15 protein-coding genes are annotated in these 16,807 nt (G+C 38.7%); 9 read left to right on the plus strand and 6 right to left on the minus strand.

Annotated elements, in window-relative coordinates; translation table 11 throughout:
- Position 1 precedes the first annotated feature (1 nt).
- The 6 genes from dapB to BUA96_RS08630 all read left to right on the plus strand — a co-directional run bounded on the left by dapB (position 2) and on the right by BUA96_RS08630 (position 4,946).
- A complete protein-coding gene (gene dapB, locus BUA96_RS08605) occupies positions 2-700 on the plus strand; it encodes a 4-hydroxy-tetrahydrodipicolinate reductase (RefSeq protein ID WP_072982277.1) in 699 nt (232 codons plus the stop codon).
- Positions 701-751: 51 nt separating this feature from the next.
- Positions 752-2,323: a signal peptidase I gene (gene lepB / locus BUA96_RS08610; RefSeq protein WP_072982279.1), complete on the plus strand. Its 1,572-nt coding sequence runs from the start codon at positions 752-754 to the stop codon at positions 2,321-2,323.
- 130 nt (positions 2,324-2,453) lie between these two features.
- Positions 2,454-2,906 carry an FKBP-type peptidyl-prolyl cis-trans isomerase gene (locus BUA96_RS08615; RefSeq protein ID WP_072982281.1) on the plus strand — a complete coding sequence of 151 codons (453 nt, stop codon included), beginning with the start codon at positions 2,454-2,456 and terminating at the stop codon, positions 2,904-2,906.
- Positions 2,907-3,158: 252 nt separating this feature from the next.
- Positions 3,159-3,998 carry an OmpA/MotB family protein gene (locus BUA96_RS08620; protein ID WP_072982283.1) on the plus strand — a complete coding sequence of 280 codons (840 nt, stop codon included), beginning with the start codon at positions 3,159-3,161 and terminating at the stop codon, positions 3,996-3,998.
- A gap of 128 nt (positions 3,999-4,126) precedes the next feature.
- Positions 4,127-4,588, plus strand: coding sequence for a hypothetical protein (locus tag BUA96_RS08625; RefSeq protein ID WP_072982284.1), 462 nt, complete (start codon positions 4,127-4,129; stop codon positions 4,586-4,588).
- Positions 4,572-4,946, plus strand: a complete 375-nt coding sequence (locus BUA96_RS08630; RefSeq protein WP_072982286.1) for a hypothetical protein — start codon at positions 4,572-4,574, stop codon at positions 4,944-4,946. Before BUA96_RS08625 ends, BUA96_RS08630 begins: the two co-directional genes overlap by 17 nt.
- A 142-nt stretch (positions 4,947-5,088) precedes the next feature.
- Here BUA96_RS08630 and BUA96_RS08635 read toward each other — a convergent pair whose 3' ends face one another.
- Together BUA96_RS08635 and BUA96_RS08640 are read right to left on the minus strand one after the other, a co-directional pair.
- Positions 5,089-5,832, minus strand: a complete 744-nt coding sequence (locus BUA96_RS08635; RefSeq protein ID WP_072982288.1) for an SDR family oxidoreductase — start codon at positions 5,830-5,832, stop codon at positions 5,089-5,091.
- Between the two features lie 91 nt (positions 5,833-5,923).
- Positions 5,924-6,523 carry a Crp/Fnr family transcriptional regulator gene (locus tag BUA96_RS08640; protein WP_072982290.1) on the minus strand — a complete coding sequence of 200 codons (600 nt, stop codon included), beginning with the start codon at positions 6,521-6,523 and terminating at the stop codon, positions 5,924-5,926.
- Positions 6,524-6,664: 141 nt separating this feature from the next.
- Here BUA96_RS08640 and BUA96_RS08645 point away from each other — a divergent pair, with 141 nt between their 5' ends.
- The 3 genes from BUA96_RS08645 (at position 6,665) to BUA96_RS08655 (ending at position 12,410) form a co-directional block, all read left to right on the plus strand.
- On the plus strand, positions 6,665-8,500 hold the full coding sequence (locus BUA96_RS08645) for an SLC13 family permease (RefSeq protein ID WP_072982291.1): 1,836 nt from the start codon (positions 6,665-6,667) through the stop codon (positions 8,498-8,500).
- 386 nt (positions 8,501-8,886) lie between these two features.
- The gene (locus BUA96_RS08650; protein ID WP_072982293.1) at positions 8,887-11,406 is read left to right on the plus strand and encodes a transglycosylase domain-containing protein; all 2,520 of its coding nucleotides are present in this window, start codon (positions 8,887-8,889) and stop codon (positions 11,404-11,406) included.
- A 137-nt stretch (positions 11,407-11,543) separates the two neighbouring features.
- Positions 11,544-12,410 (plus strand): sigma-70 family RNA polymerase sigma factor, encoded by an 867-nt coding sequence (locus BUA96_RS08655; RefSeq protein WP_009780064.1) that lies wholly within the window; start codon positions 11,544-11,546, stop codon positions 12,408-12,410.
- A 121-nt stretch (positions 12,411-12,531) separates the two neighbouring features.
- Here BUA96_RS08655 and BUA96_RS08660 read toward each other — a convergent pair whose 3' ends face one another.
- From BUA96_RS08660 to BUA96_RS08675, 4 genes are all read right to left on the minus strand, one after another.
- Entirely contained in the window at positions 12,532-13,119 is a 588-nt protein-coding gene (locus BUA96_RS08660; protein ID WP_072982294.1) for a type 1 periplasmic binding fold superfamily protein, read from the minus strand.
- An 18-nt stretch (positions 13,120-13,137) separates the two neighbouring features.
- Positions 13,138-15,546, minus strand: a complete 2,409-nt coding sequence (locus BUA96_RS08665) for a TonB-dependent receptor (protein ID WP_072982296.1) — start codon at positions 15,544-15,546, stop codon at positions 13,138-13,140.
- 179 nt (positions 15,547-15,725) lie between these two features.
- Entirely contained in the window at positions 15,726-16,046 is a 321-nt protein-coding gene (locus BUA96_RS08670; protein WP_072982298.1) for a hypothetical protein, read from the minus strand.
- Between the two features lie 24 nt (positions 16,047-16,070).
- Positions 16,071-16,787 carry a DUF2490 domain-containing protein gene (locus BUA96_RS08675; protein WP_072982300.1) on the minus strand — a complete coding sequence of 239 codons (717 nt, stop codon included), beginning with the start codon at positions 16,785-16,787 and terminating at the stop codon, positions 16,071-16,073.
- Positions 16,788-16,807 lie beyond the last annotated feature (20 nt).

The raw sequence follows: 16,807 nt of genomic DNA on the forward strand, positions 1-16,807 counted from the left end.
TATGAAGATTGCCCTTCTTGGCTACGGCCGTATGGGAAAAACCATTGAAAAACTTGCACAAGAACGTGGTCACGAGATCGTAAAAACCATTGATGCCAATGATGATTATGATTTTAATGGTGCCGAAGTTGCCATTGATTTTAGTGTACCAACGGCTGCCGTTGCAAACATTTCGGCGTGCCTGAATGCTAATGTGCCTGTGGTTTCCGGGACTACCGGCTGGCTCGATCATTATGATGAAATGGTCGCACTTTGCAAGAAGAATAACGGTGGTTTTATTTACGCTTCAAATTTTAGCGTAGGCGTAAATATCTTTTTTGAACTTAATAAACAGCTTGCTAAAATGATGCAGGGTCTTAAAGACTATAATGTTTCGATGACCGAAGTGCACCATATTCACAAGTTGGATGCTCCTAGCGGAACCGCTATAACTCTTGCTGAAGGTATTTTAGAACACTCTGATAAAACAGATTGGGTTCTTGATGCTGAAGAAAATGATAAGATATCAATCAAAGCAGAGCGTGAAGGTGAAGTTCCTGGAACACACATCATCAATTACGGAAGTCAAGTAGATGAAATCACCATTGAACATAGAGCACATAATCGAAACGGATTTGCTTTAGGTGCAATCATCGCAGCAGAATGGCTTAAAGACAAAACCGGCGTGTACAGCATGAAAGATGTTTTGAATCTATCATAACCGTAACATCACACGTAAAAAACAGACAGATACAACAAAACTCGTAGACCCATGACAATGATGCAATGGTTTTTATTTTTCCTGTTGGTTCAGGTAATCCACTTTTTAGGTACCTGGAAACTCTATAAAAAAGCAGGACGTCAAGCTTGGGAAGCAATCGTTCCTGTTTACAATGCAATCGTGTTAATGCAAATAATTGGTCGCCCTAAATGGTGGACCATTTTATTGTTTATACCCATTGTTAATCTCATTATGTTTCCTGTAATCTGGGTTGAAACAGCGCGTAGCTTTGGTAAAAACTCAACAACCGATACGCTACTGGTGATCGTTACGCTAGGCTTTTACCTATATTATTTAAACTATGCGGCGCCCGTAACCTATAAAACTGAGCGTTCTCTAGTTGCTAAAAGTGCATTTGGAGAATGGGTAAGCTCTATACTTTTTGCCGTAGTTGCTGCGACCATTGTGCACACTTATGTAATGCAACCTTTTACAATACCTACGGGATCTTTAGAACGTACTTTACTTATTGGGGACTTTCTTTTTGTAAGTAAATTTCATTATGGTGCGCGTACCCCAATGACCACTGTTAGTTTCCCGATGGTTCACGACACCATTCCGGGGTTGGGGATAAAATCGTATTTAGATAAGCCACATCTCCCCTATTTTAGACTTCCAGGGTTTCAGGATATTGAGCGCAGTGATATTGTGGTGTTTAGCTGGCCGGTAGATACGGTAAATCGCTTTTATGGCTTAGATGACGGTAAGTATTATCACAAACCCATTGATAAGAAATCTAATTATGTAAAGCGTGCGGTAGGACTTCCGGGGGATAGTTTAAAAGTTGTTGACGGTAAGGTTTATGTTAATAATAATCCGCTAGAACTACCGGGTCGCGCTCAACTGCAATATAGTTATCAAGGAACCGCAAAAGGCGGCGGATTCAATGCGAAAAATCTTTATGATCAATACAAGATCAGTAATCTGAAATTTTACAATTCAACACAATTTTTCACACAAGCCCTTACTGCTGAAAATGCCGAGCGCTTCCGCAATCATCCTAATGTTGCTTCTTTAGAAAAACTTATCGCCGGAACTGACCAAAAAGATCCTTCAATCTTTCCTAAAGGAAATGCCAGCTTAGGAAATAGAGATCAGATCGCTTCGGTGTATATTCCAAAGAAAGGTACTACCACACCTATTTCTGTGGAAAACCTTCCGCTTTACAAACGCCTTATCGAAGTTTATGAAGGCGAAGAAATGGGAGAAGTACGTGAAATTTCAGTAGAAGTAAATCAAGTACTTCTTAATGGAGAACCCCTTTCAGAATACACCTTTCAACAGGATTATTACTGGATGATGGGTGACAACCGTCACAATAGTGAAGACAGTAGATTCTGGGGTTTTGTTCCTGAAAATCATATTGTAGGTAAACCTGTATTCATCTGGTTTAGCTGGGATAGCAATGGTACCGGAATTATGGAAAAAATTCGTTGGGAACGTTTATTTACTACCGTAGGTGGTGATGGCAAGCCGGTTTCCTACTTTATTTACTTTATTATTGCACTTGTGGCTTATTTTGTGATCTCAAAAGTGATAAAGATCAGAAAAGCGAAGTCCTAATTTCTAAATAAAATCAAGCGCAAAGCATCAAATCGTAAAGGTTTGATGCTTTTCTTTTTGAACTCGTAAAAATTTTTATTTTAACAAAATTGCTTAGGTATTGCCTCCTCTGTTTTATAGCTTCCGCACTATGGAAACACAGGAAAAAAATACACAACGTTCAGTAAAAAATAACGATACGGTTCAAGTACACTATACCGGAAAATTAACCAATGGTCAGATTTTTGACAGTTCGGTAGATAAGCAACCGCTTGAATTTCAATTGGGTCAAGGTCAGATTATTCCAGGTTTTGAAAAAGGCCTTATTGATATGACAGTAAGCGAAAAGAAAACGATCACGATTCCTGAGGCTGAAGCTTATGGTGAAGTTCGTAAAGATCTTTTTCAAGAAGTACCAAAGGCAGACCTTCCGCAGGAAATTGATCCTCAAGTTGGGATGGGATTAGTTGCTAAAAACCCTGACGGTACTGAGCGTCAATTACGTGTTGCCGAAGTACGCAACGAAAGTATCGTGATCGATGCCAATCACCCACTTGCAGGACAAGACTTGATCTTTGAGCTTGAGGTTGTAGATATTAAGTAAACTACCTCAGGGCAACCAAGTCCGAGAAATATTAGTTGAATACAAACATTATATTTCGGGTGAGCCTCCGGAAACTTTTCCTTAATCGGCTCCCGTAAATAATAATATTAAAAGTCCGTAAACGGTACTGTTTACGGACTTTTTTAGTGATTTACATCTCCTGGTAATCTTCGTTTTAACAGAATTATAGCATTCTCAAAAAAATAAATTTAGCACGCCTCTGTTATTAAGGTCTAACTAAATTTATGAAAAATGAGAACAATGAATACTGTTGCACTAGTAGGTGCGACTATACTTACTGTATCGTGCGTTTCTAAAAAGAAATACACCGAATTAGAAACTAAATACGATAATACACGAGTTTCACTTACTAAAACTCAAGTTGAAAAGGAAGAACTTGAAGCTAAATACAGCGCTATAGAAAACCGTGTTGCTGACTACAACAGCAAAATTAATTCGCTTAGAGATGATAATTATCAAAAGCTTGATCTGGTAGAGAATCTAGCTGTTATGTCTGAAAGCACAAAAGACAAAATGCGCCAGACCTTAAGAAATGTAGATCAAAACGAACTTTCTCAGGCTAAAAGTCTGGAGGATTCTATGAACTTGGCTATTTCCTATAACCTTAAAAAGAATTTAGACAATTCGGTAGGAGAAGATGAAGATATTCAAGTTGATATTGATGAAACTGTAGTAATGATCAATGTTTCTGATAAACTTCTTTTTAATAGTGGAAGTTATCGTGTGAGCAACAAAGCAGACGGTTTATTACAACGTTTGGCTGATGTGATCAATTCTGAGCCGGCAATTGAGGTTATGGTAGAAGGCCATACCGATGATCAAACGGTAAAACCCGGAGCCTATATCAAAGATAACTGGGAACTTTCTGTAGAGCGTTCTACGGCAATCATTAGAGAGCTACAAGATAAATACGATGTAGATCCATCTAAACTTATTGCTGCCGGTCGTAGCAGCTATTTACCTCTAGTGGATAATGCAACTAAAGAAGATCGTGCGAAAAACAGACGTACGCGCATTGTAATTCTACCAAACTTAGATAAGTTTTTATCTATGGTAAGCAGCACGGACTAAGCCTTAAAATCTAATTACTTGTATAAAACCGCCTTAGGGCGGTTTTTTTTAGAAGTAAAACGTATTAATTAGTTAAACGTTTTCGGAAACCTCGTATTTTTTCTACTTTAAAAAGAAAAATTTAATCTATGCGTGTTGAAGACTCCCCTTTAATTGATTTTATACGTGAAGAACATCGCTTTAGTTTTGGTACTTTTTACTTTTTTGACAACTTCATTATTTCAGAAATAAATGAAGGTGAACTTTTTGACTGGAACAAAGCTTCGGAAGTAATACGTGTAGGTCAAGAATTCTATGGTGAAGAAGGCCAAATTAATTATATCTCAAACCGAATACACGATTATGCCATCAAACCTCAAGATTGGCTCAGATTCTTATATGAGCGTCAACTCTTTAAAACATTTGCAGTAGTCACCTATCGAAAAACAGCTATTTACAATCTGGTTATTGAACGTTTTTTCTACAAAGGCGATATTTTTTCTTTTGATAGTTTATTGGAAGCCGTTAACTTTATACGAGAGCAAAATGCTCTTGAACCCGCTAACGACTTTGATAAACTAACACAGTTGTACAATGATAATTCTTTATGAGCTTGCCCTAATTTGTGCAGGAATATTACTTGCTATTAACACTTTAGATAAATGGGACGGCAGTACGCAGCTTTTTGCTAAAATTGCCGATGCTCTAAAACCATTTGCAGCGGTTATTGGCGGCATAGCTTTAATTCTAGGGATTTGGTTCTTGTTCAGGCCTTTCTGTACTTTTAGAGATATCGTAGCGGTATTGGCCGGGTTAGCACTTTTAGGTGGCACTTTTGAAAATCACCCTTCACTTCAAAACTTCTTCAATAAAGCCGCCAGTGTATTAAATCCGTATCGGGTAATTATTGGACTTGTTGCTTTGATTTTAGGGCTACTTGGGCTTTTTAATATTGCCTTTATCTGCTAGTTATTCTAACCCATTACATCCGTTTCATACCAATAATTATTTTTAGGTAGCTTCAGCAATTATAATTTGCACCATCACTATAAAAAAAAGTCCGACTTGCGCCGGACTTCTTGCTTATTCAACACTTAAGAATCTAAAGATCCTATAGATCTTGATTTGTTGGTCTGATCAAAATTTCATTGACACTACTATGTTCTGGCTGTGTCAATGCATAGTAAATAGAATCAGCAATATCACTCGCTTGCAATGGAGTTAAGTCTTCAAATTGAGACATCATATCCTTTACATCGTCATCTGTGATCGTATTGGTCAGTTCTGTCGCTACAAAACCAGGCTCAATAGAAGTTACCTTAGTATTATACTTTGGCCCCATTTCTAATCTAATTCCTTCGCTTAGCGCTCTTACTGCATATTTGGTAGCACAGTACACTGCCCCTGCCGGCATAATCTTTCTACCTGCAACAGATGAAATATTGATAATGTGACCCGCTTTTGTCTCTTTCATATCAGGAACTACACTAGCAACTCCGTTAAGCACGCCCTTTATATTGACGTCTACCATTTTATCCCATTCATCCGTTTTTAGATTCTCAACGAAAGATAAAGGCATAAGTCCGGCGTTATTTACCAAGACATCCACTTTTCCAAAATTGTTGTGCGTCTGCTCTACTATGCTTTTCCAATCTTCTTTACTGGTAACGTCTCCAGTGATCGCAAGTGCTTTTCCTCCATCTTTTTCAATTTCATCTTTCAATTCATTCAAACGCTCTGTACGTCTCGCTGTGATTACAACATTAGCGCCGGCTGCAGCTAATTTTTTGGCCGTAGCTTCACCAATTCCACTAGAAGCTCCCGTTACAATAATATTTTTGTTCTCTAAACTCATAATAATTTTTGTTTTTGTAAAGCTACAAATACACCTATCTTGAGTTCATTGACCTATGTTATCCTTTGCTGTTAAGAATCTACTAATGTTGTTAAGCCTTGTTAATACTAGCTTCCCTTTCTGCAAGCTCTTTTCGAATACGGCTTAGCGATTCTGGCTTAATTCCCAAATAACTGGCAATTTTATAATTAGGTACGCGCTGTTCTATATGCGGATAAGTCTCACAAAATTCCAGATATCGCGTGGTGCTGTTTTTTTCTAAACCGTTTTGAATTCGTGAATAGAGCGCTACAAAAGCTTTTGTGAGTTTAATTCTGAAAAATCGCTCAAACTTGGGAATACGCTTGTAAAGTTCTTCGAGCATTTCTTTATTCAATTCTAGCACCGTTGAATCTTCAATACAACTTACACTTAAACGTGCCGGTGTATCATTAAAAAAGGCTTCAAAATCACTCACCCACCAATCTTCGATTCCAAATTGTAAGATTGATTGATCGCCATTTTCTGAAGTATGAAACGCTTGTAAACAACCCGAAATCACATAGAATTCTGAAGTAACGCGATCCCCGGGACGAATTAGAAGTTCTTTTCTACGCAGTTTCCTAAGCACTAATAAACTGCAGAATTCATCAAATTCTTGATCTGAAATTTCAATAACACGCTCCAAATGCTTCCTTAAGACTTTATACATAGCTAATTGTGGCCATTTCAGCCTTAATTTATAGATTTACTAGCAATTGTTTTCCCATCAAATCTATAATTGTTTATAGAATATTTGGCAAGATGCTGTGTTCTTTCCCACTAAATTTAGACCTTATTCTTAACACCATTTATGGATCTTGCAATTATTGAAGTTTTTATCATTCTAGGAATAACCATTTTCCTTTTTGTAACTGAATTATTTCCAGTTGATAAAATAGCGATTTTCATCATTATCGCTTTAATGCTTACCGGACTGGTCACTCCGGAAGAAGGCATTAGCGGATTCTCAAACACAGCGACCATTACCGTTCTTGCTTTGATGATCATCGCCGTAGCGCTTGAAGACAATGGAGTGATTGCCTGGTTTACGAGAGGTTTGCAACGCTTGAGCATCATCCCGCTTATATTGCTGATCCCAACATTTATGATCATTACGGCAAGTATCAGTTCGTTTATTAGCACTACTGCCGTGGTCATTGTATTTATAAAAATCATTTTTCAGCTTTCTGAGCGTTATGGCGTTGCTGCGGGGAAATTGTTATTGCCGGTTTCTTTCGCAGGTATTTTAGGCGGAAGCTGCACGCTGATGGGAACCTCTACTAACCTAATTGTCAATTCTGTTGCGCAGAATCGCGGGGTGGAAAAATTAGGCTTTTTTGAATTTGCTTGGTTTGGTGTCATCTTTCTACTCATTGGCGTGGTTGTAGTAACAATTGGATCAAAATTTTTGCCGAAAAAAAATGTTTCAGAAGGATTAGAAACAGATTATGAGATTGATAATCTAATTACCACACTTACCATTAACGGTGATTCCCCTTTGATAGGTAAAGCCATTCAAGACACCTTTTTATTTAAAGACACAGATGTTACGCTCCTGAAACTCATACGCGATCGCGTAGTTACCAATGCTCCGGGAAAATACATTACTCTTGCTGAAAACGATAGGCTTGTGGTTATGGCTGATCTGGAAAATATAGAACGAATTTCCGCTGAAGAGCATCTTACACAACGCACCTTAAGAAGTAAAAAGGAACAAACTGAAGACATAAAAGTTACCGATAAGGACAAATCAAATACCAAGCGGGATAAACAAGAAATTCAGCTGGTTGAAGTTCTAGTGCTTCCGGGATCAGCATTTATAGGGAATACGCTTAACAACCTTAAAAGACTCAAATTAGAAGGTGCTCTGCCCATCGCCATTAAAAAGCGCAAAAACATCAGGAATACCACCGAGCGTCTGATCAGGAAAGATTTAAATCAAATCCGCATCAAGCCCGGCGATCGTATTCTTTTAGAGATCACACAAACCGAACTCAATACTTTAGAGCGCCTTGAAGGGATTGTGATCTTAAAAATGCACGAATCTTCAAATACTAAAAATCCAAAGAGAATGTATATCACGGCAGCCATTTTAGTAGCTGTGGTTACGATGGCTGCTTCAGGATTGCTCAGTATTTTAGCGAGTTCACTTACGGGGATTGGTTTGCTTTTGGCAACCAATAGTCTTGAGATGAACAAAATTTATCATAAGGTAGACTGGCAAATTTTCTTTCTACTCGCCGGAATGATTCCGTTAGGTGTGGCGATGACCAATAGCGGGGCAGATCTTTGGCTCTCTGAACAGCTCTTGAACCTTTTTGATGGAAAGAATAATCTGTTTATTCTCGCTGCACTATTTATGATCACAATGATCCTGAGCGGTAGTATTTCTAACAATGCTACTGCGGTAATTATGGCTCCCATAGCCATTTCGGTCGCAGCAGGTCTTGATCTACCGGCCAAGCCATTTATACTCGCTGTGATGTTTGCGGCAAACTTCAGCTTTTTTACTCCGGTAGGTTATCAAACCAATACGCTAATATACAATCTGGGAATCTACCGATTTAAGCACTTTTTTATAATAGGTGGAATCCTGTCTATCATTCTATGCGTCGCCGCAACCTTACTCCTATCAACCTTGTTGTAAATGTAGTAGGGCAAACTTTAGGAAAGAATCTTAATAAATAAATTTTTAGCGATACTAATTCTTGAAGAACACTAATAAAAAAAGCAGCTATCTAAAAGAATCAGATAACCGCTCGTTTTGTGATTGATATATAAATTAGAATGTAGATTTAAACCGGCAACAACACATCCTGAGGATGTATTTCGCCAATCGATTTGAAGCACCATTCAGACCAAGCCTGAATGAAGTTTCAACACAATTCATAATTTAAAAGAACTTCTTGATTGATGTTATACAAGTAAGACGCACAAGGTCATTTTTTGTTACAGCAAATCCTTAAAATAGTTGTTAAACTAATCTAAAGCTATATAGATGAGGGCATAAAATACATGTACATTTGTTTCTTTATGAAAAATCCCCTAGGAAATAGCAATCTGACCGAGTTAAAAAGTAAAGCGCTAAAGTTTTTTGTAAAAACTTTAAAATATATAGAAATAGGATTTCGCTTTGCAACCCTAAAATTCAATTCAGCAATTAAGAAAAAGTGGGTGCGCTATCCACTCTTAGGTTTAGGGTCTCTTTTCTTCTTATTCTCCTTGTTTTTCTTCAGTATTTATGTTGGAGTTTGGGGATCACTTCCTTCAAAGTATGAATTAAGTCACCTAGAGCAATCGCTTGCTTCTCAGCTTGTTGATCGTAATGGGAAAGTAATAGGTAAATACTATATTTTTGACCGCCGCCCTATAGGTTTTGATGAGATTCCTTCCCATCTAAAAAATGCGCTTATTGCTACCGAAGATGCTCGCTTTTACAAACACGATGGCGTTGACAAAGTGAGTTTAATGCGTGTGTTTTTCAAAACCTTGTTGATGCAAGATGATTCCTCCGGAGGTGGAAGCACCATCACGCAACAACTGGTAAAGAACATCTACGGAAGACGAGGATCTGGGGCCTTCAACTTAGTAATTTCAAAGTTCAAGGAGTTCATCATCGCGCAGCGTGTTGAAGATGTTTATACCAAAGATGAGATCATCAACTTATATCTCAACACTGTTCCATTTCCTGATAACACCTACGGAATAGAAAGCGCTAGTCAGAAATTTTTTAATAAAGACACCGAAAACTTAACACTCAATGAAGCTGCGATTTTGGTGGGAACATTAAAGGCGAACAACAGTTACAATCCCAGAGTCTATCCTGATCGTGCTAAAAAACGTCGCGATGTGGTTATCAATCAGATGTTGCGTTATAACTACCTGCAACCTCGAGACACTGTGGGGATGGAACGCGACACCATTGTGTTGAGTTATCAAAAGCGAACAGATCTGGGTGTTGCACCGTATTTTAGAGAACTTATTCGTCGCGAAGCGCAAGACCTTTTAAAAAATTATAAGAAAGAAGATGGCTCTTCGTATGACCTGTATCAAGATGGTTTAACCATACATACCACCTTAGATAAAACCATGCAGCAATATGCCGAAGCAGGAATGCGGGAACATATGGCAGCGCTTCAAGCACAATATGAGAAAGCTTACGGAAATTACGCCCCGTGGAAACGTGCTTCGGTATTAGAACCAAGTCTTAAAAAGCTTCCGTATTATCAACGTTTAGTAAAAGATAGTATTTCACCTGAAGCATTAGAGGACTCACTCAACCTTAAGCAAAAACGCAAAATTTTTGATTGGAATACAGACGAGACCACACAAGATATTTCGGTTAAAGACAGCTTAGCGCATTACTTATCATTGCTCAATTGTGGTTTTGTGGCTTTAGACCCACAAACCGGTGGCGTTCTTGCGTATATAGGCGGAATCGACTTTGAAAACTTTAAGTACGATCACGTGAGTCAAAGTGAGCGTATGGTAGGTTCTACATTCAAGCCTTTTGTTTACACTACTGCTCTAGAACAAGAGATGGATCCTTGCACCTACTACGACAGCGCTCAGGAAATTTATTATTTTAATAATAAAGAGTGGTCGCCGGCAAATGCCGGTGGTGAAGGTGAAGATCTTTCCTATTCCCTTAAAGGTGCGCTGAGTAATTCGATCAATACGGTTGCTGTAAAAGTGATCATTGATGTAGGAATACGTAAGGTGATCAACCAAGCACGTAGGATGGGAATCTCTTCAAATCTTCCTCAAGTACCCTCTTTAGCTTTGGGGACGGCACAAATAAAAATGCGTGATCTGGCTTCGGCCTACACCTCATTTGTAAATGGCGGAAGACCTATGAAGCCGTATTACATTACTAAAATCGTTGATCGGGCAGGTAAAACCATAGCTCAATTTGAGCCTGAAGTTCCTGAAAAAGCAGTAATGCGCAACTTTACACGACAAGCCATGATAGAAATGATGCGCGGAACTGTAAGTGAAGGTACTGCAACCCGACTAAGGTATACGTATAAGCTAAAAAATGACATCGCAGGTAAGACCGGGACCACTCAAGACAATAAAGATGGCTGGTTTGTAGGCCTTACACCGTATATGGTTGCGGTAAGTTGGGTGGGTAATGATGATTACAGAATTGGGTTTAGCAGTACAGGTTTGGGTGCCGGTGCAAATTCTGCATTACCTATTTACGCAAAGTTTATGCAGCAACTCAATCAGGATACCACCTATGCTGAATTGACTAAACAACGCTTTAAAGCACCAAGCGCTGAAGTGAGAGAAGCGCTAAGCTGTGCTCCTATTGTTAAAGACAGCACTTCTAGAGTTACTAAATTTTTTGAGTCCATTTTCAACGGACAAGAACAAAAATTTATAAAGAAAGTTTATCTAGACGATAACGGTGCTATCATCAGAACAGAAGAAGAACCTGTTATTAGCGATGAAGCAATAGAAGAAACGGAAGAAGTTGAAGAAGAGAATACTAGCGGAGGCTTTTTTTCGTTCTTGAAAAGGAAAAAGAAAAATGATGAGGAGAATTAGGATGTTCCTCATTTTTTGGGAATAATATAATTTTAGTGGATAAATGCTAAAAATATCATAAAATTGGTATTTTAATTTGATTTTAAATTTATCCATGTTATAATACGTCCTATTTACTTTTAACAAATAAATTTTATATGAGACAACTCAAAATCACCAAGCAGGTAACCAATCGGGAATCAAAATCTTTAAACACCTATCTACAAGATGTAAGTAAGCTCGATATGATTACTGCTGATGAGGAGGTCGAGTTGGCACAACGTATTCGTGAAGGCGATCAAGTAGCGCTAGAGCGATTGACGAAGGCTAATTTACGTTTTGTGGTATCTGTTGCAAAGCAATATCAAAATCAAGGTTTAAAACTACCCGATTTGATCAATGAAGGTAACGTAGGTCTAGTAAAAGCGGCTAAACGTTTTGACGAAACCCGTGGTTTTAAATTTATTTCGTACGCCGTATGGTGGATTCGTCAGTCGATCTTACAAGCTATTTCTGAGCATTCAAGAACGGTGCGTTTACCCCTAAACAAAATTGGTACGATAAGTAAAATAAATAAGGCATTTTCTTATTTAGAGCAAAGCTTAGAGCGCCCACCATCTGCTGAAGAAATCGCAAAAGAGTTAGACATGACGGTTGCTAAAGTAAAATTAGCAATGAAAAACTCAGGTCGAAATCTTTCAATGGATGCACCTTTTAAAGAAGGCGAAAACGACTCTAACCTTTATGATGTATTAAAATCTGGTGAATCTCCTAACCCGGATGCAGATTTAATGCAAGAATCATTAGGTACCGAAATTGAGCGCGCGCTTGAAACACTTTCTCCACGAGAATCAGATGTTATCAAATTAAACTATGGTCTTGGTGGCGAACAGCCTCATACCCTTCAAGAAATTGGAGAAATGTTTGATTTAAGCCGCGAGCGTGTACGTCAAATACGTGAGAAAGGTATTCGTAGATTGCGCCATACTTCTAGAAGTAAAGTGCTTAAAACTTATCTAGGATAAGAGTTTACCTCCTAAAAGTGAAAATAAAAAAAGCGCTGCAATATAATTGCAGCGCTTTTTTTATTTATAACCACCAAAGCGTCTAAAACCCTAAGGCAATTAATTGGTTCACGGTCTAAAATTATTCGATCACGACGTCAAAGCTTTCCTGAACGTCTGTTTCTCCGGCTGCATTTGTGATATCACCTTCGCTCACTCCTTCTGCATCTTTAGAAGGCTCATGTCTTAAAGTAATCGTGAATGTTCCAGAAGAAGCAGTACCTGCTTGTAAATTGAAGGTTAAACCTACAGGATTAGAAACGCCGTTGTTGAGATATGTATTTTCTGAATCGGTGTAGGTAAAATCAGCATTTAAGTCAGAAGAAGCTTGGAAGAAAAACTGATGTTCATCTGCTTCTTCTTGAATTTCCTCATTGATTACTTCGGCTGGAGTTTCGGTTTCATTTTCTAATAATACACTTCCGTTGTAAAGCATTCCGGCTTGTAAAGCTCCAGAAATACTGATCACGGGTGCGTCAGGACCATCTCCATCAAGATCTCTTGATGTTAAGGTGACAGTTTCTCCCGTTTGTGGTGCAAGAGTTACGGTGATCGTGGTGATCACTTCCTCTTCATTGATTTCTTCAGGCGTGTTATCATCGTCAGAAGAACATGAATTAAGACCAATTACGGCTACAAGAGCCAGTGCAAATAATTTAGTTGCTTTCATAAATAAAAAATTTAGGAGTTAATAATTTAATTTTAATTGAATTCTAAAGTTTCGTCCTAGATCATCAGCAAAATAGCGCTGGCGATTTAGGTAATCACGATAGGCGGTGTTTAATATGTTATCTACATAAAAGCCTACGGTTAATGTAGATTGTTTAAATACGTCAAAATCAACAGATGATGTTAAGTGAAATAAGCTGTATGCTTCTGGCGTGCGACTTACCTCTACCCTTTCGGTGGTTTGCTCGCCGGCATCATTGATATAAGTAACTTCAAAGTCATTATCGGGAAAACGCGTTTGTTTTAAAACACTCTGATTACGTAAACCTAATTTGAGATTATTCCATTCCGGTTTTTGAAATCCTAAGGTGGTATTTATATTAGGTGCCGGCATATCTATCAAAGGCCTGTTTCGCTCTAAATCCTGCCCGTTTACGTAAGCGAATACCGTTTGCAGATCAAAGTTTTCATTAAAAGCATAAGCGGCACGCAAGTCAACCCCTAACAATCGCGCATCAACCTGACCGTATTGATATACAGGAAAAGCGCCTCTATTTGTATACTGCAATCCACTTGGTTCCATAATGATAAAATCATCAATATGGTTGTAATACGGATTGATCCCAAAGCTTAAACCTTCGATTTGACCGGTAAATTCAACACTGGCTTTATAAGATTGTTCTTGATTTAATCTCAAATCACCGAGTTCGATAATCGCTGCAGAGTGGTGTAAACCATCACTAAAAAGTTCCGCAGGATTAGGAGCTCTAGAGGCACTGCTCAAGTTGAATTTTAAATCCCAGTTAGGCTTGATTCGATAGCGAGCGCCTACAGTCCCGGAAAAATTATGATAATCAAAAACAGGATTCACGAGTAGCTGACTATCTGAGCGGCTAACCACCAGATCACCAAATTCCTCTTCATACCCGCGACTTTCCCAACTGCTGTTTAAATAATATTTCTGCGCATCTACCTGCATAAAATCATATCTAATCCCTCCATCTAAGCGCCAATCTGGAGAAAGATCTATATCGGCGGTAGCGTACACGCCTGCAGTGTACATCTCATAATCTGGAATAAGTCTTCTGATTCCTGTATTGGGATCTGGAAAATTTTCTTGATACGAAACTTCTGCACCAAAATTGGCTTTTACACCCGCCATGGCATCATAAAGAAAGTTTGATGACAACGTATGTGTGGTCAATCTCAAGTCTAGCGAGGGCTTATCACTATCATCCCCGCGGCGAATATCAAATTCCTTTCGGTTGTTTTGCTGAAAAGAATAATCCAGATTGAGCTTTCCAGCATTTTCAAAGCGTTTGTAGAAGCTGAGTTTAGCTAAATGATGGGAAACATCTTGTTTAGGAGCATTAATATCATAAGTGAAATCCTGCACGTAATCAGGTGCTCCGCTATTAATAGCCCGAATTAAATCGCTCAGATTACCAATATGACTGGCTCTTAAAATACCTATTTCTGAATTGTAAAAACTATAGTAAGCATCAAATCCGTAAGTGAATTTGTTCAGTCCGAATCCCACCGAAAAGTCGCGTTCTCTCAAGCCTGTGTTAGATAGTACATAATCTGGTGCGCGCAAATCGCCCGCATATTTAGCTGTTCCCTGACCTTGAACATAAAAACCACTTTTATAAGCTTTCAATAAACTGGTGGTTAGTCCTACGCTTCTTCCATTACTCGCACCGCTTAAAATAGTTTTTCCATATAATGTATCTTTTACTGGAGCCTTCGGCGCATTGGTAACGATTACTCCACCTACGGCGTCACCACCATAACGTAACGCACTAGCACCTTTGATCACCGTAACATTTTCGGCAGCATTGATATCAAGATTGGGCGCGTGCTCAACGCCCCATTCTTGATCTTCCATTCTCGTACCATTATTAATGATCAGCACCCTACTACTGTGTAAACCATTAATAACAGGCTTTACTACTGTACTTCCGGTATTCAGCGAAGAAACTCCGGGAACTTCCCGCAGCGCGTCCCCTAAACTTGCGTTGCTGTACTGCTCTAAGACTTCTGACTTTAAAACCTCTTGACTTCCCGATATAGTACCTTGATTTAAATTTTCACCTTGCACAGTTACTGCATTGAGTTCTTCGGTGTGATGTTCCAACTTAAAATCCCGTTGCAGGTCCCGTTGCACTTCCACCGTAAATTCGGCAACTTCACATTCCGGATGCGTGATCGTAATGACGTATGTCCCGGCGCACAATCCATCAAGGGTGTACCTTCCATCAAAATCACTTAACGCATAAATATCATACCCATTTACGCTTAGTGTTGAATTTGCCAGCACACTTCCATCATGAAAATCACGCACCACACCAGTGATGCTGTAGTCACAAGTTTGTGCCTGAAGCTGAACTGTAAAAATTAATAAAATCACTAAACGGAATACGTTCATAGTAAAAGATCAAATACCCAAATCAGGGTGATTAAAAAATAAGAAAGGAAGAATCTCGATTTTTAGGAATTTCAATTGGATGGCTCTCATTTAAAATTGAAAGAACAACGCAATGAAATAACCACGGAATCGCACACTACACTGTGCACAATTGAAATACGATAAGCTATCGAAAAAGCTTAACTGATAAGCGCGGGAGGCGCCTTATTAAGGTGGTTTTTTTCTATGTAAAGAAAAAACCGTTTTGTGTTGCTAAGAGTCTGAGGCTTTTTGAGATAAACAAAAATCTCATCCTGCTCTATCTCAAAAACCGGAGGAAGCACAAAATCTAAATGCTGTTTATGGTTGTCCCCCATCAAACAAAGTTCGTGATAGGAATGCCCCGAATCTCTGTCTTTTTTAGCCGTATAATTATGAAGATCTACAATTTTAAAAGCAAAAAGAGCCAAGATCAGCAATAAGCTGATTCCGGCTTTTGAAGTTTTACTTTTTAAAATCATAGGGCAAAACTATAATTTAGATTCTTAGAAAGTGTGAAAAAAACTTAAAATTAACTGTCCTTTAGTCTGGTTTTCGGTGATTTCACGCATATAAGAGAGTTCTGACCGTAAACTTTTGCTAAACTGGTATCCTAAACCACCAAATAACCACGTTCGGTCATAAAGATTTACAGATTGGCCATTGCCTATATTTTTCTCGCCATTCACGAATATCTCGGCAGCCGTCCAGGCGAAAAAAGTCTTTGGTCCCATTGCTTTGGCGTTCAGCGGAAGCTTTGCGTTTAGAAAATAACGGTAGCGGGATCTAAAGTCTTGATTTTCTATAAAGCGTTCTTCGATCCTGATGCGATGCAACAGCGCGATGCGACCTTCAAATAAGGCGTTGGTCCAGATTAGATCTTGGTACAAACGATTTTCAATGAGTTGAGCATTGCTGGGGCCGAAAGTTCCGCTATTGAAAAAAGAATAACCCGCGACAGCTCTAAAAGAGGAATTCTTAAACTTGTAAGATAAACCTGCCCGTAGAATGAATTGTTGAAAATCATGAGCAACATTAAAACTACGATGCTGTACATCTCCCATAATTCCAAAGTTGCTTTGGCCGAAATCTGTCTCAAAAAAGTACATATACCACCCGCCGAGTTCGTGATTCCCACGTTGCGCATTACTTTCCGAAGAAAGCAAAAAAGAGGTAGTAACTAAAAGAAATGTCAGATAAAAGCTTCGCGTCTTCCTGTGCATAAGAATGGGGGCTTTTTTGG

Source organism: Leeuwenhoekiella palythoae (genome assembly GCF_900130045.1).
Classification (GTDB): Bacteria; Bacteroidota; Bacteroidia; order Flavobacteriales; family Flavobacteriaceae; genus Leeuwenhoekiella; species Leeuwenhoekiella palythoae.

What these genes read in the sequence shown, in the direction of transcription:
- BUA96_RS08630 (WP_072982286.1), top strand. Translation starts at nt 4,572, where the DNA reads ATGATAATTCTTTATGAGCTTGCCCTAATTTGTGCAGGAATATTACTT.
- BUA96_RS08640 (WP_072982290.1), bottom strand. Translation starts at nt 6,523, where the DNA reads ATGTATAAAGTCTTAAGGAAGCATTTGGAGCGTGTTATTGAAATTTCA.
- BUA96_RS08625 (WP_072982284.1), top strand. Translation starts at nt 4,127, where the DNA reads ATGCGTGTTGAAGACTCCCCTTTAATTGATTTTATACGTGAAGAACAT.
- BUA96_RS08655 (WP_009780064.1), top strand. Translation starts at nt 11,544, where the DNA reads ATGAGACAACTCAAAATCACCAAGCAGGTAACCAATCGGGAATCAAAA.
- lepB (WP_072982279.1), top strand. Translation starts at nt 752, where the DNA reads ATGACAATGATGCAATGGTTTTTATTTTTCCTGTTGGTTCAGGTAATC.
- BUA96_RS08650 (WP_072982293.1), top strand. Translation starts at nt 8,887, where the DNA reads ATGAAAAATCCCCTAGGAAATAGCAATCTGACCGAGTTAAAAAGTAAA.
- BUA96_RS08615 (WP_072982281.1), top strand. Translation starts at nt 2,454, where the DNA reads ATGGAAACACAGGAAAAAAATACACAACGTTCAGTAAAAAATAACGAT.
- BUA96_RS08635 (WP_072982288.1), bottom strand. Translation starts at nt 5,832, where the DNA reads ATGAGTTTAGAGAACAAAAATATTATTGTAACGGGAGCTTCTAGTGGA.
- BUA96_RS08645 (WP_072982291.1), top strand. Translation starts at nt 6,665, where the DNA reads ATGGATCTTGCAATTATTGAAGTTTTTATCATTCTAGGAATAACCATT.
- BUA96_RS08675 (WP_072982300.1), bottom strand. Translation starts at nt 16,787, where the DNA reads ATGCACAGGAAGACGCGAAGCTTTTATCTGACATTTCTTTTAGTTACT.
- BUA96_RS08665 (WP_072982296.1), bottom strand. Translation starts at nt 15,546, where the DNA reads ATGAACGTATTCCGTTTAGTGATTTTATTAATTTTTACAGTTCAGCTT.
- BUA96_RS08620 (WP_072982283.1), top strand. Translation starts at nt 3,159, where the DNA reads ATGAGAACAATGAATACTGTTGCACTAGTAGGTGCGACTATACTTACT.
- BUA96_RS08670 (WP_072982298.1), bottom strand. Translation starts at nt 16,046, where the DNA reads ATGATTTTAAAAAGTAAAACTTCAAAAGCCGGAATCAGCTTATTGCTG.
- dapB (WP_072982277.1), top strand. Translation starts at nt 2, where the DNA reads ATGAAGATTGCCCTTCTTGGCTACGGCCGTATGGGAAAAACCATTGAA.
- BUA96_RS08660 (WP_072982294.1), bottom strand. Translation starts at nt 13,119, where the DNA reads ATGAAAGCAACTAAATTATTTGCACTGGCTCTTGTAGCCGTAATTGGT.